Raw genomic sequence first — 22,142 nt, 5'->3', positions numbered from 1 at the left:
CGCGCCGTCTTTTATCAAGGAGGAAGACAATGATGCAGTTCACCCAACGTGCCCGCGCGATCGCGCTTCGTACAGCGAAACAGGCCGCGCTGGCCGGCGTGCTGCTCGCGAGCGCCGTCACCGCGATGGCGCAAGCCGACACGCCTGTGGGCACCTGGCAGACCATTGACGATCACACCGGCCAACCGAAGGCGCTCGTGCAGATCGTCGACAGCGGCAACGGCACGCTGAGCGGCAAGGTGATCAAGGGTCTCGGTCCGAACGACCAACCCGATCGCCGTTGTACCGCCTGCACCGATGCGCGCAAGGATCAGCCGATTCTCGGCATGACGATCATCGATGACATGAAAAAAGACGGCGATGCCTGGGATCACGGGCAGATTCTCGACCCGGAAAACGGCAAGCTCTACAAGTGCAAGATGCACCTGGAAGACGGCGGGAACAAGCTGGTGGTGCGCGGGTATATTGGCGTGTCGCTGCTCGGGCGCTCGCAAACGTGGGTTCGTCAGCAGTAGCGAAGACGCGCTAACCCGGCGCGCGAGCGAAAAAAGAAAACGGCCGACGAGATGATCGTTCGGCCGTTTTTTCTACGTGATGTCGCGTGATTTGAATCGTCATGCAGCGTGTTTGAAGGGCGACGTGAAAGCAAACGGAGACGACGGCAACGGATTGACCGGCGGCGGGGTATATACCGCAGGGGCCACCGGAGCCGGCGCTTTCTGCGCTGCAGCGACGTTTTTCTTTTCCGCGCTCAGATGCGTGCGCATGCGTGCTTCCATCATTGCGCACAGTTCTTCGCTGGCGGCGCCGAACAACTGTTCCATGACGCGCTTGAGCACGCCGGACTGATACCACGCCTTGAAGCGGCGATGACAGGTTTGATACGACGGGTCCCTTCAGCCTTGCCACAGGCGGCTCGGCTGTACTTGCGCGGTGTTGCTTGTTCATTCTGGGACATTTCTGGGACAGTGAACATGGCAACCATCACAAAACGAACCGACCAAGCACCGCACCGCCGCTGGCAGGCCCGCGTTAGGCGCAAGGGTTTTCCGACGCTGAGCAAATCCTTTGCGACGAAGACAGAAGCCGAACTATGGGCACGCGAGGCCGAGCAAACGTACGATAAAGGTCATGCCGTCGATTTGAAGGACGCACGCGAGACAACACTCAAGGAGGTATTGCAGCGGTATCTCGACGAGGTTGTGCCGAACCACAAAGGCGCGAAACCCGAGACTTACCGAATCCGGCAGTTGATCGCCATGCCCATCGCGCAGTTTGCGCTGGCGAACATCACGCGCCGAGCGGCAGCGGATTTCAGAGACGAGCGGATCAAGCACGTCAGCGGCTCAACTGTCACGTCAGAAATGAACGTCATAGGCCGCGCAATCGAGACCGCCCGCACCGAGTGGGGCGTGCACCTCGTCTATAACCCCTTCCATAGGGTCAGACGGCCCAAGGCTAACGCATCACGCGATAGACGGCTGGAGGATGGCGAGGAGGCCCGGTTGCTCGCGGCCTGCCGTGCCTCGCGCTGTCCCTACCTCGCGCCCGCCGTCATTGTTGCCATCGAGACAGGGATGCGACAGAGCGAAATTCGGGCGTTGAAGTGGGCGCATATCGACACGGCCCGGCGATATGCCGTGCTGCCGACGACAAAGAACGGCGACGCTCGCGTTGTGCCGCTCTCCTCTCGCGCCCTCGCGGCGATAGAGGAAATGAAGACGGCGCGACAGTACAAATATCAGGGCGTTTCCCTTGAACGCGTTGACGGCCCGTTCGCCCATATCGACGCTACGGTGATCCGGCACGCCTTCATGCGAGCGAGAGACAAGGCCGGTATGCCTGACTTACGTTTCCACGATCTGCGCCATGAGGCCACGAGCCGACTGTTCGAGAAGGGCTTCAACACAATGGAGGTCTCGTCGATCACCGGGCACAAGACCATGCAAATGCTAAAGCGTTACACGCACTTGCGAGCCGAGGAACTGGCGTTGCGCCTCGGTTGATGTGAGGCAAGCGGCTCCGTTCTCATCGAAGCGAAGCCGCTGCGCGTTCAGGTCCGATAGACGCGATGGAATACCACCCTGTCACTGTAGACCTTATTAATCAGCATCGACAGCCCGCCAAACACCACTAGACCGGTGACCCAGCCGCTGTATGGCACACCCGAAAGCAAGTGCCCAGCCTTGAGGCCGATCAAAGCCGCAACCACCAGCGCCCCACCAAACAAGCCATTAGCTGGACCGTACTTGACCTCTGCTTGACAGCCGGTGCAAACAGTCGCGCCTCTCGGAACCTGCGTGCGGCAATGCGGGCAGACCAGATTACTCATTGTGTGACCCTCTCTCTCGTGTTGGACGTGATTTCAAGCATTCGCAATACTGCTATCGGCAGTAGAAGGTCAAACTTTAGTAGCAGTTTGCGATGCAATTGGTTCACGCGTTTGCCACATGCGACAGTGCATACTGCCGTTACGCAATTGACCTCGCGCTGCGGCAGTCCACGAGCAGGCGAAAACACGGGAAGTACATCCGTGGGTCCTTCATCTTTCTTGGAGGCCCACTATGGCAACTATCACCGAACGCCGCGACACACGCGGCAACGTCACGTTTCAGGTCCGTATTCGCCGATCGGGCTACCCTCCCCTCTCTCGCAGCTTTCCGGGCCGGATGCAGGCCGTTCTATGGGCCGAGGCCGTAGAGAACGAGCTAGACAAACGGGACGAACAACGCGCCGTAGATATAGCTCTCCGCAAGATCGCCGAGTCCGCCCCGCCGGATCGCTTGACACTGGGAGACCTGTTAGAGCGGTACGTGGAGCGCGTCACGCCCGATAAACGCGCCGCAGCTGAAGAAGGTTGGCGCATCCGTGGGCTTCTGAAGCACCCGCTTGCCCGGTGTCCCGTTATCACCCTCGGTCCGATTCAGGTTGCGGAGTGGCGAGATTGGCGCCTCAAGAGCGTTACCGGCTCGACGGTCAATCGAGACATCAATCTGCTTGGTCATGTTATCGAGATTGCCCGTATCGAATGGGGCATCAAAATCGACTGCAATCCGTTCCGTTTGATAAGACGCCCACGCGAGAATCCACCGAGGGAACGACGCCTCGCGCCCGCCGAGGAGTCAAGGCTGCTGCAAGCGTGCGAGGCTGCGAGCAGCTACATGCAACGCATCATCGTGTTAGCCGTCGAGACGGGCATGCGACGCAAGGAAATCATCGAACTTGAATGGGAGCGAATCGACTTCGACAAACGTCGAGTCCATCTCACGCAGACCAAGACCGGGGCGTCTCGTGGCGTTGGATTGTCATCGCGAGCGCTTGCCGAATTACTGAAGATACTGCACGAGCTTCGGGAGTGGGCGCGACGGCGATGCTGTGAGGTGCCGCCTCGCGTGTTTCCGGGCCTTACCCCTGTGGCTGTCGGGGAGTGCTTCGAGCGCACTGTCCGCCGCGCAGGCATCAAAGACTTGCGGTTTCACGACTTGCGGCACGAAGCGATCAGCCGGATGTTCGAGAAGGGATTGAATCCGATGGAGGTCGCGCAAATGTCAGGGCATCAAACGCTGCAAATGCTGAAGCGCTACACCCATCTACAAATGGGCGACCTCGCAAGGAAGCTGGACAGGAAGCCGGGCGGCGAGTAAGCCGCGCCCACCCCTCAGTTAGTCAGGACCGTGCCGTCGAGCTTTGCTGTGAGTTCGGCGGTGTCGTCCTCGTCGATGTCGATACAGTACGTGCACAGTTTGCGCATCGCAGACGCAAGGCGAGGCATCCACACGCTACGCGAGCCGGGCGGCGTTGTGCCCGTCAGCGCCAGTGTACGTTCAATACCATGCCCGTGTGATACCTCGAACACTTCGCCCGACGTAAACGCGAAGCCCCGCGCTGCCAGCTCTGCCGCGATAGTCAGCGGAGTGTTATCGGGCTTACCATCGAGACGGGAAAGGGGGAAATACAGGGTGACTTGTTGGGAAACTGCGGCGGTAGTTTGCATGGCTGCGATCCTTACGTGAGTTGGCCCGCTCTCGTCGCCAAACGAGGTGGACGGGCATATAGCGAGGTTGGCGAACCGGTCACGTAAGCACCCGGCAGACCGCAAGGTCTCCCCGCCATTGCCCGTCCGTAGAACACGCAATGCAATACAGCTAAGCAGCCGAATGTTACATGATGCGGGTCGCCAAACCCGGTCGCATGATTGCGCGACAGAGAAAGTTTACGAGCGCGTGGAAATGGAGGTCAAGATATTTCGGTGTCCCACATTGTTTGTTGACACATTGCAGCGCGGTCTACTGTACCCCCGAACGTTATGGCCCTTGACGGCCTATCAGGTGAGGCGAATACCCATGCCGCCGCTGCTAGCACCGACGCTCGACCCTGCACCGTTACCCATATATCTCCTTCGTGGATCGGAGCCATCACCAACTGTGCTGCTCGTCAGGTCAATCTGCGTTTGCGGCTGCTGTGTCTGCATGGCAGCAATTTTGTTGGAAAGGATTGTCTGGTTAATCGTTGCCTGCTGCGCCTGTGCGGCGGCCTGCGCCTGTTGGTTGAGCATCGCGGTTTGTGCCAGCGACGCCTGACGCGTCGCCTCTGCCTGCGTATTCGCAGCCTGAATTTCTGCTGCGGCCTGCGTCGCTGCCGCCTGTCGAATAGCATCGGCCTGCGCCTGCGGGTCGATGCCCAGCAACTTGCCAACGTCAGACGCTGCCTTGAAGGGGTTAGGATTGGTAAGAGCGTGGAAAAGATTGCCAAGGAAACCCATTTGTAGTCCTCTTTAATGATAATGATGACGTGCCCCACTAAGGGACGAGTTATGCGGCCAGTCCGTTCTTAACGTTAAGGATGTCGCGACTGATGACGCACGGATGGCGTACCGGATGTTTATCCACCATCACGGCAAGCACTTGCGCAAGTGTCTCGCTGGGCGGACTGTACTCCCCATCAGCACCCTTTCCGCCCGTCTCCTTGAACAGGGTGAGTTCCAGGCGTAACAACGGGTCAACTTCGAGCGCTTGTAGAGCGAGACTGCGCAGTTGCCAGTCCTCTGCGACTTGCCACGCCCGCATGATCTGCTCAGGCGTCATCCGCTTGACCTCCGCGACCCAACGATACTGGCGCGTCCAGTACGCCTCCGCGTCGCGCAGTTCCTCGCGCAGCGCATGCAAAGCATCAGACACCTCACGCTTCGGTGATGCCTTCAGCGTGCGAGGCCGGACTTGCACCGTGGCTAGCGGCTGCACTGGCATGCTGCGCGACACCCGACGCGTGGGCGGCTTCACGCTGCGCGTGGTCGCCTTGTTCGTCGCCTTCATAGCCGACTCAGATAAGCGTGCTGACATATGCGCGATCCTGTGCGAGGAAACCACGGCGACGAGCAACAAGCCAGCGTTCGAGGGCCGCTTCCGGCGTGTCGGCAAGTGCGAGAATGTCTGCGGGCAGCTTCTCGGGCACACGCAACAACGCCGCCTTTTGGAAGGCATCCATGTTCTCCAGCGCGATCTTCACTTCGGTTCGTGCATCCTTATCAAACATCGTGACCTGTCGCGCATCCGTGATTTTCGTCTCGGTCGCATACTTGAACTCAATACCCCGAACCTCCCAGCGGATGACTGCGCGCTCTAGCTTGCTCGCCTGCTCCTGTGCGTACGCCTCGGCCCGAGCACGTTGCTCGGCTTGCAGTTCGGCCAACAACTTTCCCGCCGCTTTGAGTCGTGCGTACAGCGCAACATCCTTCTCTGCCTGTGCGAGTGCGCTTCTCAGTTCGTCACTATTCATCTTCTTGATGTCCATATGTGTTCCCTTCGCTCGTTGATCGACGCCCCTTCGCGGGCGCGACAAATTCGGTGCCGTTCGCGCACGGCGAAAATCACCGCTCGATAACCGTGCTGTTTGATGCGGCAACGTCACGCGCCGCCGCTTGCACAATCGCGTCACGCTGATGTGTTTCCTCCTTAGCCGCCTTTAACGCACCGAAGCCCCTCGTTGTTCCGGTTACGCCATATCCTTGCGAGGCGTCAATAGCCGGGCGACCGTCAGGGCCAACAACGATGTCGGTATAGCCTTCGAGCGGCGACATATCACCCGTTGCGCTCGCGTACCGCAATGCTGGCTCGATATGCGTCATCGTGAATCGGACGTTTCGCTGACTCGGCGGCGCGTTGTCGTCTGTGATGCCGAACGACGAACCAACGGTCATAGCCGAGGAACTGCTATTTGCGCGAGCCATCGAACCGAGCATCTGGTGAACGGCCAGTTTCGCCTGTCCCACCGTGACCTGTCCGCTGGGTTGCAGACCGAGCGCAATGCAGAATGCAGTTGGGTCGGCGTACATGTTGATGCGCTCACCGCTGGGTAGATATGCCCACGGATGCACTTCGCCGCTGTTGTGGCTCTGACCGCTTAGCCTCATGTGTACTCCTTATTTAACTCGATATGGCCTCCCCGGTATAGCGGAGTGTGCCGACGATTGAGGCCCTATACGGCCCTTGCCGCTCTGTGCTTCAGTCGATCCAGTTAGCCCAGCGCAGCACCTCTAGGAGGTCGGGATAGCGCTGACACATTGCATGCACCTGAACGCCTTCTAACCGGCTCAGGTCGGGCTGGTGGATATGGTGAATACGCGAGTAAACGGCGAGGCGTCCTGTCGGATACTGAATGGCTGTGAACGCGCCGCAGGTGAAGGTCTCGTGCTCGCCTTGCCGCTCGCGTTTGGTGCGTTCCAGCCGGTCTAGATAGCCATCGCGAGTGTTCTTTGATGGGGGCATGACGTTGGCTAGCATCAACGACCAGTCGCTACGGTTTGCCGTCAACATGCAGTCGTAACAATCGCAACTACGGACACGCCGCCGAGTGCTGCCGCACCGCTTACATTCCCGGCCTTCGAACCATGACCGCCCGTCAATGAACGCCTCCCATCGTGCGGGATTCGCCACCCGCGCACGCAGCGCCTCCGCGAATGCCTCGTCAGCCATACAAATTTCGCGCTGGCGTCCGGTCAACCTTTTACTTCGCGGCTGTTGACCGTGTAAGGCAAAGCGCGGATCGTGATGGCGACGAATCATCGCAGGCATGCGCGCCGTGCCTTCAATTCTGCGGGTGTTGCTTCGCGCACCGCTGCGGAGTCCGCCCGAATGAATTCTTGAATACCGATGCCTCGTATCGTCAGAACATGACGAAGCGGCAGACAGTCCCCAGCGAGTCTTATGCCGAGTCGATACCACGGTTCGTCCGACTTCGCGAGCACAGGCACGTAGGGATAGAACTTGTCGCCGAGGAACACGCCATCCGCTTTGAACTGCGTTCGTACCGTATGCGAGCGTTCCGTCACAGCGACAGCGCCTGCGGCAACACTGTCGCGGATGCCGAGGCCGGTCCGCACGTTGGCTGTACTGTAGCCGTGGCTGCGAAGTATCGAGTGCACCCTTTCCGTTTGCTTTACCGACAGCGGTTTGGAGAGCCTGACATAGCTAAATGGCTTGTCGAGGTTCATACGGTTGGTCAGCACCTTGGCTAACTCAGGCCCAGACAGAGCGGCTAATGAGGGATCGCCACATAGCAACTCCGCAAGCACGGTCGCCCAAGTCTTAGTGCCATCGTTGACATACACCTTCGTTACTGTGTCCAGCGTCACGCCGAACGACGCGGCCCGCGATAACTGCTCTGCGCTGAACTTTTCGATATTGCCAGTGACCGCGCTAGCAACCTGCTTACACAACAGCGAACTACTACTGACCTCAGTACGCAAAGGCTTACTCCTTATGTTGATAGGTAGGGTTGTGAACAACTTGGCAACATTGACAACCTCATACCCGCAAAGCCTTGTCCAGCAAGGGTCCGGTTCAAGGCGAAAATGAGGGGGTGCTCTGCCGAGAAATTGGCAACACTGGCAACATGCATGCGGGTCGCCGAATACGGGACCTACGGGCGTATGTCGCCTGAGCACATGTCCGCGTGCTTGCCGGTAGCCTTGCCAGAAGACGCTACGCGGTCGGTAGCGGGCTGCTAATCGTCGGCGAGGGTGTTGAGTACGTCGTCATCGTCGGCCTCACCAGCGACCTCGTGCACCGCCTGTGACGCTGCTTGCTCTGCACGACGACGGGCCAGGAACTCGCGCAGCGATTCGACCTTTTCCGGCGTCGGCGCGATGGCATCATGACCGGTAGTTACCTGCTTGGTAGTTACCTGATCCGTGCTACGAGGCTCGACAGCATCGCCTGTTCGGGTAGTTACTCGTGCCCACGACGGAAGATCGCCGGTAGTTACTCGAACGATGCGCCGCCATGCTGCCTTGCCGTTCTTGTTCTGCCGCTCGAAGTATTCTCGCTCGGCGGAGTTCGCTTCCAGCATGTGCATTAGTAGTCTCCCGATGCCCGCGAAAGGAACGGGTCTGACGTGCGCCGCTTGCGGCCCGGTTTCCCGCGCTTTGCCCATGTCGGCGTCGAGCCGGTCGTGGCTTCAACGGCTCGCCGGTACGCTGCCTTGCCGTGCTCACCTTGTCGGGCAAAATAATCCGCCTCGTCTGCCCGGTATTCGAGGGGATGTGCTGCGGTGGTTTTCATGATGGCCTACGTTGGTTGTGTCGTGAAGGAACCCTTAATTGCCTGCACAGGATTGGACCATCGGCAGGCGTGTCATTTCTCGCCACGCTTAGGTGACACGGTTCTCTGTGTCATGTAGGAACCGGAATTGGCCGTACAGACTTAACCCATTGACGCAAAAGAGAAAGGGCCAGCCGGATCGCTCCGAACTGGCCCCGCGTTGTTGCCGTATAGCGTTATGCCTTCTCGCGCTCCCGCTTCCTGTTGGTCCGGTCAGCCCAAGCCATCAACTCGAAAAGGATGACGAGGCCGACGCAGAGCGCTACGCCCGCATTCGGGCGCGTGGGCGCGATGAGGCTAAGGGAAACTAGGAGAACGCCTTGCGACAGGCGGAGGAGGATTTGGGTCATTCGAGACTCCGTTGGTTGCCGGTCGCCCGGTCGAGCTTCCTATCCGGTGTAGCCACCGAATCGTTAAATCCACTCGCCAAAGCTCGAAAATTGCTAGAGTCTCCCCTCTAAATCGTCGCGAAGCCTCATGCCGTCGAGACCTTGAGAATTGTCGGATGGGACACCCCGAACTGTTTCGCCAGCCCTCGCGCCGTCGCTCCCTCGGCGAGCCGCCGCCGTATATCAGCCTTCTGCTCGTCCGTCAGGCTGGCACGCCGACCCAGCTTCTTGCCCTCTGCCTTCGCCCTCGCCAGCCCCGCATGCGTTCGCTCAATCAACAGATCGCGCTCGAACTGCGCCACAGCAGCTAGCACGGTCATATGCAGCCGCCCGCTCGCGCTGGTCAGGTCAACGCCCTTGAGCGCAAGACAGTGAACATGGACGCCGAGGCCAGCAAGCCGCTCGACCGTGCCCAGCACATCGGTCGTATTGCGGCCCAGACGGTCCAGCTTGGTCACAACCAGCGTGTCGCCCTCGTCGAGCTTGTCTAGGAGCTTGGCAAAGCCGGGCCGTTCTGCTGCCAGTACGCTGCCGGATATCGTCTCGGTAATGATGTGGCGGGCATGGATGTCGAATCCTGCGGCCTTCGCCTCATGAAGCTGGTTATCCGTGGTCTGCTCCGCCGTCGAGACGCGAGCGTAGAGGAACGTGCGGGCCATGCTCTTCTCTTGGTAATCAATCGTGGAAAGAATCCTAGTCGGTAATCAACTCGTATGCAAGGACTTTCTTACCACGGCTAGATACCCCTAGGCTGCGGTAGTCAATCGCTCGTCTAATTACCGCGCAGCGTCGGCGCGGCAGGGCTCGCTCAAACGTGGGTAAAGCGGATGTATCATTCCGTCACACAATAATGAGACGGGGTAAGAAATGAGGGCAATCATTGCGGGCGTAGCGCTCGCTCTTGCCGCTTGCGCGCAGCAGTTGCCGTACACGGCACACCCACCTGTGAACGACCCGAACAGCGTGATACAGCAGGTACTCATGGAACAGGAGCAGGATCGCCGCCCTGAGTTCGTGGACACGCAGCCTGAGTACGTCGAGTACGGCAAGGGCACGACAGGCCGCTATAACGGGTTCGGCGTGACGCGCAGTAAGCACGAGGTAACGCGGCTGTACTACCGCTCGATCAAGGAATCGAACCTTTACCAGAAGCGCAAGCGCTTCATCGTGCAGTTCAGGAACGCGCAGGACAATCTATTGGCGACCGTCGTGACGGACGATGGTGACGCAGCACGCAGGCTGATAGATGCCGTGGCAACGATGCAGCCAAGGCAGACAACGCAGTAGCGCCGCGCACCGCCCGGCACACCACTCCCTCACTCGCTGCCGCTTTTTTTGCGGAGGGTGCTATGGGGGAAACTGCACGCGGCTGCGGCGGCGCTGTGCCCACGAATCAGTAATCCAAATTTAAGTCGGAACGAAATTCGAGCGAAGAGGAATCATTGTGCATTTCAAACGATTGCAAGTGGAACAGTGGCAGCAATTCCATAAGATTGATATTGACCTATCGAACCGCCTGACGATTTTAACCGGGGCAAATGGCAGCGGGAAAAGCACATTGCTCGGGATTTTAGCGCGTCACAACGGATGGGATGTGGGGCATCTTGCGGTTCCTAGACAGGAAGAATCTAGCGGGATTGTTCGATTTATGTCGAGGTTCTTTAAAGGCTTATCTGTCGAAGCCACAGCGCCTGCTCAGGTGCAAATCGGCTCTTTGCAATATTCAAATTCGATTTCGTGCGCTTTAATGCTGCCTACTGGCAATAACACAGCACATTATCAACTTCATCTGATGGGCATGCAAGCAGTACCGTCCTTTTTCATCCCTTCACATCGAGTAAATTTTCGCTACGAACCCATTGGCGCAATCCCCACTGTCAAAAAGGACAAACAGCAGGCGTTTCAAGAGGTTTCTGGGACAGCACGAACTAGATACATGGGTGGGCATACGCAATCCAGCAGCTTCTTCATGAAGAACAGTCTGATTGCGTGGGCGATTCAAGGTTATGGCGTAAGCAGCGCGAGCAATAAGCATATAATGCCGCCCGATTCGGATCAACGCAAACATTTCGAAGGCTTTCAAGAAACGTTACGAAAAGTTTTGCCCGGCACGCTAGGATTTAAGGAACTCGAAATACGGAACATGGAAATTGTTTTCGTCTGCAATAACGGCGACGACGAGTTCATGCTTGAAACTGCTTCGGGAGGCATAACCGCACTGATCGACATCGCATGGCAAATTTATATGTTTGCGCCAAAGGATAACAGCGAGTTCACGGTAATCATCGACGAGGTGGAGAATCACCTCCATCCAACAATGCAACGTCGGCTGCTACAAGACCTGTTGAATGCTTTTCCCAGCGCACGCTTTATTGTATCGACGCATAGTCCGCTAGTAGTTAGCTCGGTCCGTGATGCAAGTGTCTATGCGCTTAGATACAACGCAGGCAAAAAGGTCGAAGCGACTAGACTTGATCTGCTTACCGAAGCGAAAACTGCGGGTGAGATTCTAGATGAGGTTCTGGGCGTATCCTTCACGATGCCAATTTGGGCAGAGAACCGACTGAATGAAATCGTTGGAAAATTTAATGACATGAGCGCGGAACAGATCGATTTTCGCGAGCTACGTAAGCAACTTGCTGAGTCAGGGCTCGAAAAGACCGTGCCGTATGCTATTGAGCAAGTTGTGAGGAACAAATAATGAGGAAACTAAACCGCCCGCCATGCCCTCATCCTCAGGCACTGACCGATGGCAACTATAAGCATCCGAAGAATAAACAAGCATTGAACGATAGCAGCTTTGGCAAGTGTATGTATTGCGAAGGCAAAGTTACGCATGTCGATTACGGGGATGTTGAGCACATTAAGCCTAAGGCGGAAGGACTTTTCCCTGAACTCGAATTTGTTTGGGATAATTTAGGATTTGCTTGCGCCGTTTGTAATATCACAAAGAGTAGCAAGCATTTTCCCGATGCCCCGATTCTCAATCCCTATGAAGACGATCCCGAAAACCACCTCTATGCTTTCGGGGCTTTGCTGTTTACCAAGAACGGTAGCGAGCGAGGAGAAATGACCATTAGGGAGGTAGGACTCAACCGCCCCACGCTCGTCGAGCAACGCACAAACCGGATAAGCGCAATTGCGAAGGCGGTAGATGCGTGTAATCGCGTTGCGTCGCCGCGGTTGAGGGAAGCTGCTTTAGAGGAACTGCTGAATGAAGCTGCACAGGATAAGGAGTTCTCGGCAGTTGTCGCGGCGCAGTTGCGCGCATCGGGGGTTGAGGCTAATCCTGCTATCGCGGCTTGATCTGCCAAAATGTGAACTACAGATTCCCGAGTGTACGAGCGCATAGAGCAAGCACGCTCCGGGCCGCGCTATGGGTACAGATTACCAATCCAAATTCGACTCCGGTTGCGCGCTACAGCGCCGCTGCGACAAACTAGCAGGGACAATGCATGAATGTTTGGAATCATACAGTCAAGGCGGTATCCGCTGCCGTAGCCATAGCCGGGGTGTTTGCGGTAGCCAACTACTTAGGGATCACGGTTCCGGCTACAGTTGCGTGGCTCAAGTCCTTGGGTGGATTTTGGGGAGGTGACGCTGCACTGCCCCGTTGGGCATTGTGGCTGTGGGCGGCGATTTCGATTGGGGTTGCTACTCGGCTCATTTCACGTCTTTTGTTTGCCTTGCGAGTGACGCCTCAGCAGAATTATCGAGGTGACGTTCTTTACGGCTTGAGATGGCAATGGGACGTTTCCGCGAATAACGAGGTGCTGCGGCCACGTATGTTCTGCGCCAAGTGCTACCACGAGTTCCGAGACGCAGACTTCCGTTTTGCGACGCCAACAGCAGCCGGTCCCGTGTGGAACCTAGCGTGCGAAACTTGCGCCAATGCGATTACCGTTCCCGGCGCCCACGAGTTGTACCGAAGGGTTAAAGCGGAAGCAGAGCGCAAGATACGAACGGGAGAATGGCGGCAAGCTAAACGATCCAAGTGATTTCCGTCTAGCTGGCAGTGAACAGCCGATTCAAGGTGCTCTGAATCCGCAAGTTGTTCTCCTCTGCCTTACGTCGTCGAAGCAGTTCCGCACGTTCCGCCGCTGCTTGTGCCTCTGCATCCCTCTTGAGCATGTCCTCATACACACGCGTCGCAGTAGGGAGCCAGTTCTTGAAGTGCTGAACGATGGCCTCTATCTCGTGCTCTTGAGCGTCGATAGACGCGGCCTTCCCCGTAAAACCGAACCTCTCTGGACCTTTGTTCATCACCGACGAATAGCTGCCCATATTCCTCAGCGCCTGAATCCACTTGGGATTGACCGGTTCGCTAAGTTCAAAGCGCAACATCCCGTTATCCCATGTGCACCCCACGATTCGTATGCCGTTGGCTATGATCGGATCATCGATGTCACTTACACGGACCACAGTCTCGTCTATGCGGCTGATTTTTTGCAGGGATACAACGTTCTCGCGCTGGAACTGAATTTCCCGCTTTAGCGCGTCGATAGATACCGGCCGTGCGGCAGGGTCCTGCCGCAGCATTGAATCAACGATCCCGTCAAGCCAAGCGCAATCCGGTGCTGCGTCGGCGATCTTGCGATAGCCCGTACCATGAGGTACTTGGCCCGTGAATAATTCATTCAGCAGTAGACCCAAGGCGTAGATGTCAGCGGCAACTCCCACTTGCCGGTCCCTAACACGTTGTTCCGGCGCGGCGTACTGAAAATTAGCCAAGCGAGTCCCGGGCTTCGTCTCGATTGATGTCACCAATTCTTCCGCATTGAATCTGGCGACACCGAAGTCCGCTACCGCAAGTCGGTTCGTCTCGTAACAGTAGAGTATGTTCTCCGGCTTTAGGTCTCGATGTACGACGCCCTTTAGGTGCGCGGCTTCCACCCCGTCCAAAACTTGACTGAATAGCCGCAACACATCGGCGTGCGCAATGCCCCGCTGCATCAACCCACGCAAACTCTCGTCGTACATTTCCATGACGTAGAATGGCGTGCTCACAGCACCGTCCACCTGTACCCCGTGATCCGTAACTCGGACCAAGTTGTCGTGCCGCGTGCTCTGAAGGAATCCGATTTCGTTCTTAAAGCGTCGGCGCTTGTCCGTTGTAACGCCTTGTCCGAGTAACAACTTCAGTGCGAATGGTGCACCAGATTCGTCTCTGACAAGATAAACGCGACCGGCGCCACCTTCCCCTAGAATGCGCTCCGCAACGTATCGACTGAACGTCGTTTCGAAGCAGATTTCTTTCGCGTTCTTAGCCATGTCTGATGTCCCGAGGCAGAAGCAGCGCTTGCTCGGCTGCATTGCCGTCGATGATAAGTGATATTGATTCTCTGGGACACTGCTGGGACAATCAGCGTCGAACAAGCATCACGCGCTTGAGCAGAAGCCGACCTAAGTCGTTGATTTTATAGGTCGGCGCACCCACGCCGGACTGATACCACGCCTTGAAGCGGCGATGACAGGTTTGATACGACGGGTACTTGCGCGGCATGGCGGACCAGGTAGCGCCGCTGTACATCACCCACAGCACGCCGTTGAGCACCGACCGGGTGTTGGCCAGCGGGCGGCCGCGCAATTCGGAGCGCGGACGCAGTTCGGGCAGCAACGGCGCGATGCGCTGCCATTCTTCGTCGTTGATGTCGCGATAGGGATTCATGGTTTCTCCTTTGTCAGATACCCGACAAAGATAGCCAGTCACCCGAAGGCAAAACATCGGAGCAATCCGAATCTTGAAAATACGCCGTTAGGCCTAGGCCGCTAGGCGCAGGCGATGTGACCTATCGCAAAAGCACACCCGGCAGCTTGCGAACGCGCTCGCCGCGGCGCCGGCTTCAAGTCAGCGACGTATCGACGATCCGCCGCGGCGCATCGAGATACTCCTTGCTCTGCATCTCGACGATGCGCGACACCGTGCGCGTGAATTCGTTGGCCATCGGGCCATCCACGTAAAGCTGCTCGGGCGGCACCGCGGCCGACATCAGCAGCTTCACCTTGTGGTCGTAGAACACGTCGATGAGCCACGTAAAGCGGCGCGCTTCGGACGCCATGCGCGCCGACATCTGCGGGACCGCGGACAGAATCACCGCGTGAAAACGGCTCGCCAGTTCCAGGTAGTCGTTCTGCGAGCGCGGACCGCCGCACAACGTCGCGAAGTCGAACCAGACGACGCCGTCCGCCTTGCGCAGCGCCTTCAACTCGCGCTTTTCGATGTGCAGGATCGGGCTTTCGTCGGGCACCGCGGCGAGGCGCGCGAACGCGTCGCGCAGCGACTTGTCGGCGGCCGCGCCGAGCGGCGTGTGATACACCTCGACCTGCGCCAGCGTGCGTTGCCGATAGTCGATGCCCGCGTCGACGTTGATCACGTCGAGCTTCTGCTTGATCAACTCAATCGCCGGCAACATGCGGTCGCGATGCAGGCCGTCCGGGTACAGCGTGTCGGGATCGTAGTTGGACGTCATCACGAACTGCACGCCGTTCTCGAACAGCTTGTCGAGCAGGCGATAAAGAATCATCGCGTCGGCAATGTCGGACACATGAAACTCGTCGAAACAGATCAGCCGATAACGCTTCGAAACGCGCCGCGCGAGTTCATCGAGCGGATCGGCCTGCCCTTTCAATTCTTCGAGCTCGCGATGCACCTCGCGCATGAACTCATGAAAATGCAGCCGCGTTTTGCGCTGCACCGGCACGATCATGTAGAAGCTGTCCATCAGAAAGCTCTTGCCGCGCCCTACGCCGCCCCACATGTACACGCCGCGCGGCTGCTCCGGATGATTGATCAGCTTCTTGAACGCATTCGAGCGGCGCGACTTGTACTCGACCCACTCTTCGTAGCACCGCTGCAGACGGTCCACCGCCGCGCGTTGCGCCGGATCGGATTGGTAACCCCGCGTCTGCAGTTCTTTCTCGTAGTATTCGGTGACGTTCATTGTGTTGCTGCAAAAGTGTTGCTGCAAAAAGAAAGGCGGGAGGGATTGAACCCGCCCGCCTTGTGATGCCAGAAATGCCGAAGTTGCGTTCAGTCAGGCGTGCGCGTTTACATGTTCAGCGCGCGCTTGTCCACGGCGAGCGCCGCTTCGCGCATGACTTCCGACAGCGACGGGTGCGGATGGCAAATGCGGCCGATGTCTTCCGACGCCGCCTTGAACTCCATCGCGACCACGGCTTCTGCGATCAGATCCGATGCGTTTGCCGAGATGATGTGCACGCCGAGCAGTTCGTCGGTCTTTGCGTCGGCGATCATCTTGACGAAGCCATCCGCCTTGTTGATGCCGAGCGCGCGGCCGTTCGCCATGAACGGGAACTGGCCGGTCTTGACCTCGCGGCCTTCCGCCTTCAGTTGCTGCTCGGTCTTGCCGACCCACGCGATTTCCGGCTCGGTGTAGATCACCCACGGGATGCAGTTGTAGTCGATATGCGGCTTCTGACCGTCGATGATCTCGGCCACCAGCACGCCTTCGTCCTCAGCCTTGTGCGCGAGCATCGGGCCGCGCACCACGTCGCCGATCGCGTACACGTTCGGCACGGCCGTCGCGCAATGATCGTCCACGTCGATGAAGCCGCGCTCGTTCGCCTTCAGACCGATTGCTTCGAGACCGAGGTTGTCCGTATTCGGCACGCGGCCGATCGACACGATCAGGCGGTCCGCTTCGAGCTTCTGCGCGTTGCCGTCCTTGTCCGTGTAGTTGATCGTGACGCTGTTCTCAGTGGTCGTGACTTCGCCGACCTTCACGCCGACGTGAATGTCGAGGCCCTGCTTCTTGAACTGCTTGGCCGCTTCTTTCGCCAAAGCCTGGTCAGCCGCGCCGAGGAATTCCGGCAGCGCTTCGAGCACGGTCACTTCCGCGCCCAGACGACGCCACACCGAGCCGAGTTCCAGGCCGATCACGCCTGCGCCGATCACGGCGAGCTTCTTCGGAGCCGAGTCGAAAGCGAGCGCGCCTTCGTTGTCGGCGACGATCTTGTTGTCGACCGGAATGTTCGGCAGATGGCGCGCCTTTGAACCCGTCGCAATGATCACGTTCTTCGCCGTGACCACTTCGGTTTCGCCTTCGCCGCTCACTTCGATCTGCACGCCGGCGTCCGTCTTGCCGGTGAACTTGCCGTGGCCCTTGAGCCACGTGATCTTGTTCTTGCGGAACAGGAATTCGATGCCCTTCGTCATCTTGTCGACGATGCCGTCTTTGCGGGCCATCATCTTCGAGATGTCGACCTTCACGTTTTCCACGGAAATGCCGTGGTCCGCGAGGTGATGCGATGCGTTTTCAAATTCTTCCGACGACGCGAGCAGCGCCTTCGATGGAATGCAGCCCACGTTCAGGCAGGTGCCGCCGAGCTTCAGCGCGCCGGCCGGGTTCTTCCATTTTTCGATACATGCGACGGTCTTGCCGAGCTGCGCTGCGCGGATCGCGGCGATATAACCGCCAGGGCCGGCGCCGATCACGACGACGTCAAATTCTTTGGACATGACAATCCTTTTGATGACGGAACGGCGCGGCCACGCTTATTGGCCAAGCTTATTGGCCACACTTGGTGGCGCGGCTCGTTCCAGTACTGCGGAATGCGAAAGACGTATTGCTCATCTGGAGCCGGCTTGCGTGTTTTACAAGCCGGCTCCGGTCGGACCGTTGCTTACAGGTCGAGCAGCAGACGCGCCGGATCTTCGAGCGCGTCCTTCATGGCAACCAGCGACAGCACCGCTTCGCGGCCGTCGATGATCCGGTGGTCGTACGACAGCGCCAGATAGTTCATCGGGCGGATCACGATCTGGCCGTTCTCGACCACGGCGCGTTCCTTCGTGGCGTGCACGCCGAGAATCGCGGACTGCGGCGGGTTGATGATCGGCGTCGACAGCATCGAGCCGAACACGCCGCCGTTCGAGATGGAGAACGTACCGCCCGTCATTTCGTCGATGGACAGCTTGCCGTCTTTCGCCTTCTGACCGAACTCGGCGATCTTCTTCTCGATGTCGGCGAGGCTCAGCTGATCTGCATTGCGCAGGATCGGCACCACCAGACCGCGCGGCGAACCGACAGCGATACCGATGTCGAAGTAGCCGTGATAGACGATGTCGTTACCGTCGATGGACGCATTCACCAGCGGGAACTTCTTCAGCGCGTGAACAGCCGCCTTCACGAAGAACGACATGAAGCCGAGCTTCACGCCATGTTCCTTCTCGAACTTGTCCTTGTACTTGTTGCGCAGATCCATGACCGGCGCCATGTTCACTTCGTTGAACGTGGTCAGGATCGCGTTGGTTTGCTGCGACTCGAGCAGACGCTCGGCGATACGCGCGCGCAGACGCGACATCGGCACGCGTTGTTCCGGGCGGTCCTTCAGCCATTGATCAGCCGATGCCGGCGCCTTCACGTCCGGCAGCGACGGCTTGGCGGCCTTCGGTGCGGCAGCCGGTGCCGGCGCTGCGGCCTTGGCGGCGGGTGCGCCGGCCGTCAGCACGTCGCCCTTGGTGATGCGGCCGTCGCGGCCCGTGCCGGCGACGTCGCCCGACGACAGGCCCTTCTCCGCCATCAGCTTGCCGGCAGCCGGCGAAGCAGCGGTGTTCGCACCCGTTGCGGATGCGGCTTGCGCGGCCGGTGCGGCAGCAGGAGCCGGAGCCGGCGACGCTTCGGGAGCCGGCTTCACTTCGGCTTCGACGGCAGCGGCGCCAGCCTTGCCTTCGGTGTCGATCTTGGCGATGACCTGATCGGCCGTGACGGTGTCGCCGTCGTTCGCGATGACTTGCGCGAGCACGCCGGCCGAGGGTGCCGGCACTTCGAGCACGACCTTGTCGGTCTCGATTTCGATGAGAATTTCGTCTTGCGCCACAGCCTCGCCGGGCTTCTTCTTCCACTGCAGCATGGTGGCTTCCGAGACCGACTCGGACAGCTGGGGAACCTTGACTTCAACAATAGCCATTATGAATATCCTGAATACGTATCGGGTGACGGCGCGGTGAACGACGACCGCCTGCGAACCCTGCGTGCCGCGCTTCAACCTTGATGGGTTGCAGAACGCGGCACGGGAAAGCGCGCTGCGCTTTCCCGGTTCGTCTGTTCTCTTTATTTAGCGATCGACGCGCTCTTGAGGCGGCCGAAAGCGCCTTCGACCAGCGCCTTCTGCTGCTCGTAGTGCTTCGCGTAGTAGCCCACTGCCGGCGAAGCCGAAGCCGGACGGCCGCTGTATGCCAGCTTCTGTCCTTCCTTCATGCCTTCCTTCAGGTGATGCTCGATGTAGAACCACGGGCCCTGATTCTGCGGCTCGTCCTGGACCCACACCACTTCCGTCGCGTTGTCGTACTTCTTCATTTCCGTTTCGAACTGCTTGTGCGCAAACGGATAGAGCTGTTCGATACGGATGATCGCGACGTCGTTTGCCTTCGCTTCGCGGCGATGCGCGACGAGGTCGTAGTACACGCGGCCCGAGCACGCCAGCACGCGCTTGACCTTCTTCGCGTCGATGGTGTCGTCCACTTCGCCGATAACCGGCTGGAACGAACCCTTCGCGAGTTCCGACAGATCCGACACCGCTTCCTTGTGACGCAGCAGCGATTTCGGCGTGGCGACGATCAGCGGCTTGCGGAACAGGCGGATCATCTGACGGCGCAGCAGGTGGAAAATCTGCGCCGGCGTGGTCGGCTGAACGACCTGCATGTTGTGGTCTGCGCACAGTTGCAGGAAACGCTCGATACGCGCCGACGAGTGCTCCGGACCCTGGCCTTCGTAGCCGTGCGGCAGCAGCATGGTGAGACCCGACACGCGGCCCCACTTTACTTCGCCCGACGAGATGAACTGGTCGATCACGACTTGCGCGCCGTTCACGAAGTCGCCGAACTGCGCTTCCCACGCGACGAACGTGTTCGGTTCAGCCGTCGAGTAACCGTATTCGAAGCCGAGCACCGCTTCTTCCGACAGCACCGAGTCGATTACCGTGAACTTCGCCTGACCTTCGGCGATGTTCTGCAGCGGCACGTACGTGCCGTCGTTCCAGCGCTCGCGGTTCTGGTCGTGCAGCACCGCGTGACGGTGCGTGAACGTGCCGCGGCCCGAATCCTGACCCGTCAGACGCACGGCATAACCCGATGCGACCAGCGACGCGAACGCGAGATGCTCGCCCATGCCCCAGTCGAGCTTCGCTTCGCCACGGCCCATCGCGCGACGGTCGTTGATGACGCGCTCGACCAGCGGGTGAACCTTGAAGTTTTCCGGAATCGTGGTGATGCGCTCGGCGAGGCGCTTCAGTTCCGCGAGCGGCACGGCCGTGTCGGCTGCGTCGGTCCACTTGCGGTTCAGGAACGGCACCCAGTCGACCGCGTACTTGCTCTTGTAGTTCGAGAGCACCGGATCGACCGTGTGATGGCCTTCGTCCATCGCCTTGCGATACGCCTTGACGAATTCCTCGCCTTCCTCGGCGGTGATCACGCCTTGCTGCACCAGCTTTTCCGCGTACAGCGCGCGGGTGCCCGGATGCTTGGCGATGGTCTTGTACATCAGCGGCTGCGTGACAGCCGGCGTGTCCTGCTCGTTGTGACCCAGCTTGCGGAAGCACACGATGTCGACCACGACATCCTTGTGGAACTGCATGCGGAAGTCGATAGCCAGTTGCGTGGCCAGAACGACCGCTTCCGGATCGTCGCCGTTCACGTGCAGCACCGGCGCCTCGATCATCTTGACGACGTCCGAGCAGTACAACGTGGAGCGCGAATCGCGCGGGTCCGACGTCGTGAAACCGATCTGGTTGTTGATGACGATGTGCAGCGTGCCGTGCGTGCCGTAACCGCGCGTTTGCGCGAGGTTCAGCGTTTCCATCACGACGCCCTGGCCGGCAAAAGCCGCGTCGCCGTGGATCTGCACCGGCAGCACTTGCAGGCCGCTGTCGTCGCCGCGACGGTCCATACGCGCCTTCGCCGAACCTTCGACCACCGGGTTGACGATTTCGAGGTGCGACGGGTTGAACGCGAGCGACAGGTGAACCGGGCCGCCTTCGGTCGAGACGTCCGACGAGAAACCCTTGTGGTACTTGACGTCGCCGGCCGGCAGGTCGTCGACGTGCTTGCCTTCGAATTCGGCGAACAGGTCAGCCGGCATCTTGCCGAGCGTATTGACCAGCACGTTCAGACGGCCACGGTGAGCCATGCCGATGACGATTTCCTGGACGCCGCGAGCACCGCCGTGACGCACGACTTCGTCCATCGACGCGATGAAGCTCTCGCCGCCTTCCAGCGAAAAGCGCTTCTGGCCGACGTATTTGGTGTGCAGGAAGCGCTCGAGGCCTTCAGCGGCCGTCAGGCGATTCAGGATGTGCTTCTTCTTCTCGTTCGAGAAGTTCGGCGTGGAGCGGATCGACTCCAGCTTTTCCTTCCACCAGCGCTTCTGTTCCGGATCGCTGATGTACATGTACTCGGCGCCGATCGTGCCGCAATACGTGTCGCGCAGTGCCTTGACGATCTCACGCAGCGACGCGCGCTCGAATCCGAAATACAGATTCGTGGCGCTGAACTCCTGGTCCATGTCGGCTTCGGTGAAGTCGTAGAACGCGGGTTCGAGTTCGGGGATTGCGGGACGTTCGCGGCGCTTCAGGGGATCGAGATTGGCCCATTGCGAGCCGAGGAAGCGATATGCGCCGATGAGGGACTGCACATAGACTTGCTTTCGCGCGGTAGCGAGGTCTTCGCCGCCGGGTGCGGTGCGCGGGATGAAGGCATTGGCCTTGGCCCGTTGCGCAAACGATTCGACGATCGGGCCGTGGGCCACGTCGTTGGCATTGCTGCCGTCCGATGCGGGAACATTCTGCAACGCGTCGAAATAGCTGCGCCAGTTCTCGGGCACTGACGCCGGATTGTCGAGATATGCTTCGTACATTTCTTCTACGTACGGAGCATTGCCGCCGAACAGATAAGAGTTCGACTGGAATTGCTTCATCATTTTTACGCTCACCTTTCTTCGAGTTTCTCGAGAAATAGCGGGTTACAGAACCTTCCGCGACACGGCCTGACCGTTTAGCGGATTGCGCGAATCAAGTCTTGCTTGGAAGGACCTAAAACTTGCACCCGGGGAGCATATCACAGAACCGATAGTCCAGATAGCAGACGGATTGCCGCCCGGGCCCGCAACGACGGGCCTTCGCGGCGATTTTCGCGGCGCGCAAC

General features: G+C 59.0%; 24 protein-coding genes. 6 read left to right on the top strand and 18 right to left on the bottom strand.

From position 1 onward, the window contains the following. Nucleotides 1–29 precede the first annotated feature (29 nt). Together C8K18_RS04100 and C8K18_RS04090 are read left to right on the top strand one after the other, a co-directional pair. The gene (locus C8K18_RS04100) at nucleotides 30–515 is read left to right on the top strand and encodes a DUF2147 domain-containing protein (RefSeq protein ID WP_029971605.1); all 486 of its coding nucleotides are present in this window, start codon (nucleotides 30–32) and stop codon (nucleotides 513–515) included. 459 nt (nucleotides 516–974) lie between these two features. After that, nucleotides 975–2,006: a site-specific integrase gene (locus C8K18_RS04090; RefSeq protein ID WP_107706715.1), complete on the top strand. Its 1,032-nt coding sequence runs from the start codon at nucleotides 975–977 to the stop codon at nucleotides 2,004–2,006. A gap of 47 nt (nucleotides 2,007–2,053) precedes the next feature. Here the strand turns inward: C8K18_RS04090 and C8K18_RS33045 are convergent, their stop codons facing one another. Then, nucleotides 2,054–2,332 carry a hypothetical protein gene (locus C8K18_RS33045; protein ID WP_132384541.1) on the bottom strand — a complete coding sequence of 93 codons (279 nt, stop codon included), beginning with the start codon at nucleotides 2,330–2,332 and terminating at the stop codon, nucleotides 2,054–2,056. A 232-nt stretch (nucleotides 2,333–2,564) separates the two neighbouring features. Between C8K18_RS33045 and C8K18_RS04085 the strand changes: the two genes are divergently transcribed. After that, nucleotides 2,565–3,644 carry a site-specific integrase gene (locus C8K18_RS04085; protein WP_107706714.1) on the top strand — a complete coding sequence of 360 codons (1,080 nt, stop codon included), beginning with the start codon at nucleotides 2,565–2,567 and terminating at the stop codon, nucleotides 3,642–3,644. 14 nt (nucleotides 3,645–3,658) lie between these two features. On the opposite strand, the gene C8K18_RS04080 is transcribed toward C8K18_RS04085, so the two are convergent. The 11 genes from C8K18_RS04080 to C8K18_RS04040 form a co-directional block, all read right to left on the bottom strand. Beyond that, nucleotides 3,659–3,994: a hypothetical protein gene (locus C8K18_RS04080; protein ID WP_107706713.1), complete on the bottom strand. Its 336-nt coding sequence runs from the start codon at nucleotides 3,992–3,994 to the stop codon at nucleotides 3,659–3,661. A 330-nt stretch (nucleotides 3,995–4,324) separates the two neighbouring features. Further along, a complete protein-coding gene (locus tag C8K18_RS04075; RefSeq protein WP_107706712.1) occupies nucleotides 4,325–4,762 on the bottom strand; it encodes a hypothetical protein in 438 nt (145 codons plus the stop codon). Nucleotides 4,763–4,811: 49 nt separating this feature from the next. Continuing rightward, nucleotides 4,812–5,312, bottom strand: coding sequence for a hypothetical protein (locus C8K18_RS04070; protein ID WP_107706711.1), 501 nt, complete (start codon nucleotides 5,310–5,312; stop codon nucleotides 4,812–4,814). 7 nt (nucleotides 5,313–5,319) lie between these two features. Then, nucleotides 5,320–5,790 carry a hypothetical protein gene (locus C8K18_RS04065; RefSeq protein WP_107706710.1) on the bottom strand — a complete coding sequence of 157 codons (471 nt, stop codon included), beginning with the start codon at nucleotides 5,788–5,790 and terminating at the stop codon, nucleotides 5,320–5,322. A gap of 76 nt (nucleotides 5,791–5,866) precedes the next feature. Further along, on the bottom strand, nucleotides 5,867–6,409 hold the full coding sequence (locus C8K18_RS04060; protein ID WP_107706709.1) for a hypothetical protein: 543 nt from the start codon (nucleotides 6,407–6,409) through the stop codon (nucleotides 5,867–5,869). A gap of 91 nt (nucleotides 6,410–6,500) precedes the next feature. Next, the gene (locus C8K18_RS04055) at nucleotides 6,501–7,070 is read right to left on the bottom strand and encodes a hypothetical protein (protein ID WP_132384540.1); all 570 of its coding nucleotides are present in this window, start codon (nucleotides 7,068–7,070) and stop codon (nucleotides 6,501–6,503) included. Beyond that, on the bottom strand, nucleotides 7,058–7,744 hold the full coding sequence (locus C8K18_RS04050) for a hypothetical protein (protein WP_107706707.1): 687 nt from the start codon (nucleotides 7,742–7,744) through the stop codon (nucleotides 7,058–7,060). Before C8K18_RS04050 ends, C8K18_RS04055 begins: the two co-directional genes overlap by 13 nt. A 257-nt stretch (nucleotides 7,745–8,001) precedes the next feature. Continuing rightward, a complete protein-coding gene (locus C8K18_RS04045; RefSeq protein WP_132384539.1) occupies nucleotides 8,002–8,346 on the bottom strand; it encodes a hypothetical protein in 345 nt (114 codons plus the stop codon). 5 nt (nucleotides 8,347–8,351) lie between these two features. After that, nucleotides 8,352–8,558, bottom strand: a complete 207-nt coding sequence (locus tag C8K18_RS33040; RefSeq protein WP_132384538.1) for a hypothetical protein — start codon at nucleotides 8,556–8,558, stop codon at nucleotides 8,352–8,354. Between the two features lie 215 nt (nucleotides 8,559–8,773). Next, a complete protein-coding gene (locus C8K18_RS33205) occupies nucleotides 8,774–8,947 on the bottom strand; it encodes a hypothetical protein (RefSeq protein WP_181324806.1) in 174 nt (57 codons plus the stop codon). Nucleotides 8,948–9,072: 125 nt separating this feature from the next. Beyond that, on the bottom strand, nucleotides 9,073–9,645 hold the full coding sequence (locus C8K18_RS04040; protein ID WP_107706705.1) for a recombinase family protein: 573 nt from the start codon (nucleotides 9,643–9,645) through the stop codon (nucleotides 9,073–9,075). A 208-nt stretch (nucleotides 9,646–9,853) separates the two neighbouring features. Here C8K18_RS04040 and C8K18_RS04035 point away from each other — a divergent pair, with 208 nt between their 5' ends. The 3 genes from C8K18_RS04035 to C8K18_RS04025 all read left to right on the top strand — a co-directional run bounded on the left by C8K18_RS04035 (nucleotide 9,854) and on the right by C8K18_RS04025 (nucleotide 12,292). Further along, nucleotides 9,854–10,273, top strand: a complete 420-nt coding sequence (locus C8K18_RS04035; RefSeq protein ID WP_107706704.1) for a hypothetical protein — start codon at nucleotides 9,854–9,856, stop codon at nucleotides 10,271–10,273. Nucleotides 10,274–10,451: 178 nt separating this feature from the next. Beyond that, the gene (locus C8K18_RS04030) at nucleotides 10,452–11,687 is read left to right on the top strand and encodes an AAA family ATPase (RefSeq protein ID WP_207909679.1); all 1,236 of its coding nucleotides are present in this window, start codon (nucleotides 10,452–10,454) and stop codon (nucleotides 11,685–11,687) included. After that, complete coding sequence (locus C8K18_RS04025) at nucleotides 11,687–12,292, top strand: HNH endonuclease (protein ID WP_107706702.1); 606 nt, start codon at nucleotides 11,687–11,689, stop codon at nucleotides 12,290–12,292. Before C8K18_RS04030 ends, C8K18_RS04025 begins: the two co-directional genes overlap by 1 nt. A 699-nt stretch (nucleotides 12,293–12,991) precedes the next feature. Here C8K18_RS04025 and C8K18_RS04020 read toward each other — a convergent pair. From C8K18_RS04020 to C8K18_RS03995, 6 genes are all read right to left on the bottom strand, one after another. After that, a complete protein-coding gene (locus tag C8K18_RS04020; protein ID WP_165919790.1) occupies nucleotides 12,992–14,257 on the bottom strand; it encodes a serine/threonine-protein kinase in 1,266 nt (421 codons plus the stop codon). A 91-nt stretch (nucleotides 14,258–14,348) separates the two neighbouring features. Next, nucleotides 14,349–14,654, bottom strand: coding sequence for a transposase (locus C8K18_RS04015; protein ID WP_165919789.1), 306 nt, complete (start codon nucleotides 14,652–14,654; stop codon nucleotides 14,349–14,351). Between the two features lie 175 nt (nucleotides 14,655–14,829). Beyond that, on the bottom strand, nucleotides 14,830–15,927 hold the full coding sequence (zapE, locus tag C8K18_RS04010; RefSeq protein WP_006053265.1) for a cell division protein ZapE: 1,098 nt from the start codon (nucleotides 15,925–15,927) through the stop codon (nucleotides 14,830–14,832). 107 nt (nucleotides 15,928–16,034) lie between these two features. After that, nucleotides 16,035–17,465, bottom strand: a complete 1,431-nt coding sequence (gene lpdA, locus C8K18_RS04005; protein ID WP_107706699.1) for a dihydrolipoyl dehydrogenase — start codon at nucleotides 17,463–17,465, stop codon at nucleotides 16,035–16,037. Nucleotides 17,466–17,629: 164 nt separating this feature from the next. Beyond that, entirely contained in the window at nucleotides 17,630–18,913 is a 1,284-nt protein-coding gene (gene odhB / locus C8K18_RS04000) for a 2-oxoglutarate dehydrogenase complex dihydrolipoyllysine-residue succinyltransferase (RefSeq protein ID WP_029971603.1), read from the bottom strand. A gap of 143 nt (nucleotides 18,914–19,056) precedes the next feature. Continuing rightward, nucleotides 19,057–21,918: a 2-oxoglutarate dehydrogenase E1 component gene (locus C8K18_RS03995; protein ID WP_006050940.1), complete on the bottom strand. Its 2,862-nt coding sequence runs from the start codon at nucleotides 21,916–21,918 to the stop codon at nucleotides 19,057–19,059. Nucleotides 21,919–22,142: the final 224 nt, after the last annotated feature.

Origin of the sequence: Paraburkholderia sp. GV068 (assembly GCF_003058125.1) — a bacterium.
Lineage (GTDB): Bacteria > Pseudomonadota > Gammaproteobacteria > Burkholderiales > Burkholderiaceae > Paraburkholderia > Paraburkholderia graminis.
This window is presented reverse-complemented; position numbering and strand designations above follow the sequence as displayed.

Excerpts from the sequence above, each read along its gene's own strand:
- C8K18_RS04100 (WP_029971605.1), top strand. The coding sequence starts at position 30 with ATGATGCAGTTCACCCAACGTGCCCGCGCGATCGCGCTTCGTACAGCG.
- C8K18_RS04090 (WP_107706715.1), top strand. The coding sequence starts at position 975 with ATGGCAACCATCACAAAACGAACCGACCAAGCACCGCACCGCCGCTGG.
- C8K18_RS33045 (WP_132384541.1), bottom strand. The coding sequence starts at position 2,332 with ATGAGTAATCTGGTCTGCCCGCATTGCCGCACGCAGGTTCCGAGAGGC.
- C8K18_RS04085 (WP_107706714.1), top strand. The coding sequence starts at position 2,565 with ATGGCAACTATCACCGAACGCCGCGACACACGCGGCAACGTCACGTTT.
- C8K18_RS04080 (WP_107706713.1), bottom strand. The coding sequence starts at position 3,994 with ATGCAAACTACCGCCGCAGTTTCCCAACAAGTCACCCTGTATTTCCCC.
- C8K18_RS04075 (WP_107706712.1), bottom strand. The coding sequence starts at position 4,762 with ATGGGTTTCCTTGGCAATCTTTTCCACGCTCTTACCAATCCTAACCCC.
- C8K18_RS04070 (WP_107706711.1), bottom strand. The coding sequence starts at position 5,312 with ATGAAGGCGACGAACAAGGCGACCACGCGCAGCGTGAAGCCGCCCACG.
- C8K18_RS04065 (WP_107706710.1), bottom strand. The coding sequence starts at position 5,790 with ATGGACATCAAGAAGATGAATAGTGACGAACTGAGAAGCGCACTCGCA.
- C8K18_RS04060 (WP_107706709.1), bottom strand. The coding sequence starts at position 6,409 with ATGAGGCTAAGCGGTCAGAGCCACAACAGCGGCGAAGTGCATCCGTGG.
- C8K18_RS04055 (WP_132384540.1), bottom strand. The coding sequence starts at position 7,070 with ATGCCTGCGATGATTCGTCGCCATCACGATCCGCGCTTTGCCTTACAC.
- C8K18_RS04045 (WP_132384539.1), bottom strand. The coding sequence starts at position 8,346 with ATGCTGGAAGCGAACTCCGCCGAGCGAGAATACTTCGAGCGGCAGAAC.
- C8K18_RS33040 (WP_132384538.1), bottom strand. The coding sequence starts at position 8,558 with ATGAAAACCACCGCAGCACATCCCCTCGAATACCGGGCAGACGAGGCG.
- C8K18_RS33205 (WP_181324806.1), bottom strand. The coding sequence starts at position 8,947 with ATGACCCAAATCCTCCTCCGCCTGTCGCAAGGCGTTCTCCTAGTTTCC.
- C8K18_RS04040 (WP_107706705.1), bottom strand. The coding sequence starts at position 9,645 with ATGGCCCGCACGTTCCTCTACGCTCGCGTCTCGACGGCGGAGCAGACC.
- C8K18_RS04035 (WP_107706704.1), top strand. The coding sequence starts at position 9,854 with ATGAGGGCAATCATTGCGGGCGTAGCGCTCGCTCTTGCCGCTTGCGCG.
- C8K18_RS04025 (WP_107706702.1), top strand. The coding sequence starts at position 11,687 with ATGAGGAAACTAAACCGCCCGCCATGCCCTCATCCTCAGGCACTGACC.
- C8K18_RS04020 (WP_165919790.1), bottom strand. The coding sequence starts at position 14,257 with ATGGCTAAGAACGCGAAAGAAATCTGCTTCGAAACGACGTTCAGTCGA.
- C8K18_RS04015 (WP_165919789.1), bottom strand. The coding sequence starts at position 14,654 with ATGAATCCCTATCGCGACATCAACGACGAAGAATGGCAGCGCATCGCG.
- zapE (WP_006053265.1), bottom strand. The coding sequence starts at position 15,927 with ATGAACGTCACCGAATACTACGAGAAAGAACTGCAGACGCGGGGTTAC.
- lpdA (WP_107706699.1), bottom strand. The coding sequence starts at position 17,465 with ATGTCCAAAGAATTTGACGTCGTCGTGATCGGCGCCGGCCCTGGCGGT.
- odhB (WP_029971603.1), bottom strand. The coding sequence starts at position 18,913 with ATGGCTATTGTTGAAGTCAAGGTTCCCCAGCTGTCCGAGTCGGTCTCG.
- C8K18_RS03995 (WP_006050940.1), bottom strand. The coding sequence starts at position 21,918 with ATGATGAAGCAATTCCAGTCGAACTCTTATCTGTTCGGCGGCAATGCT.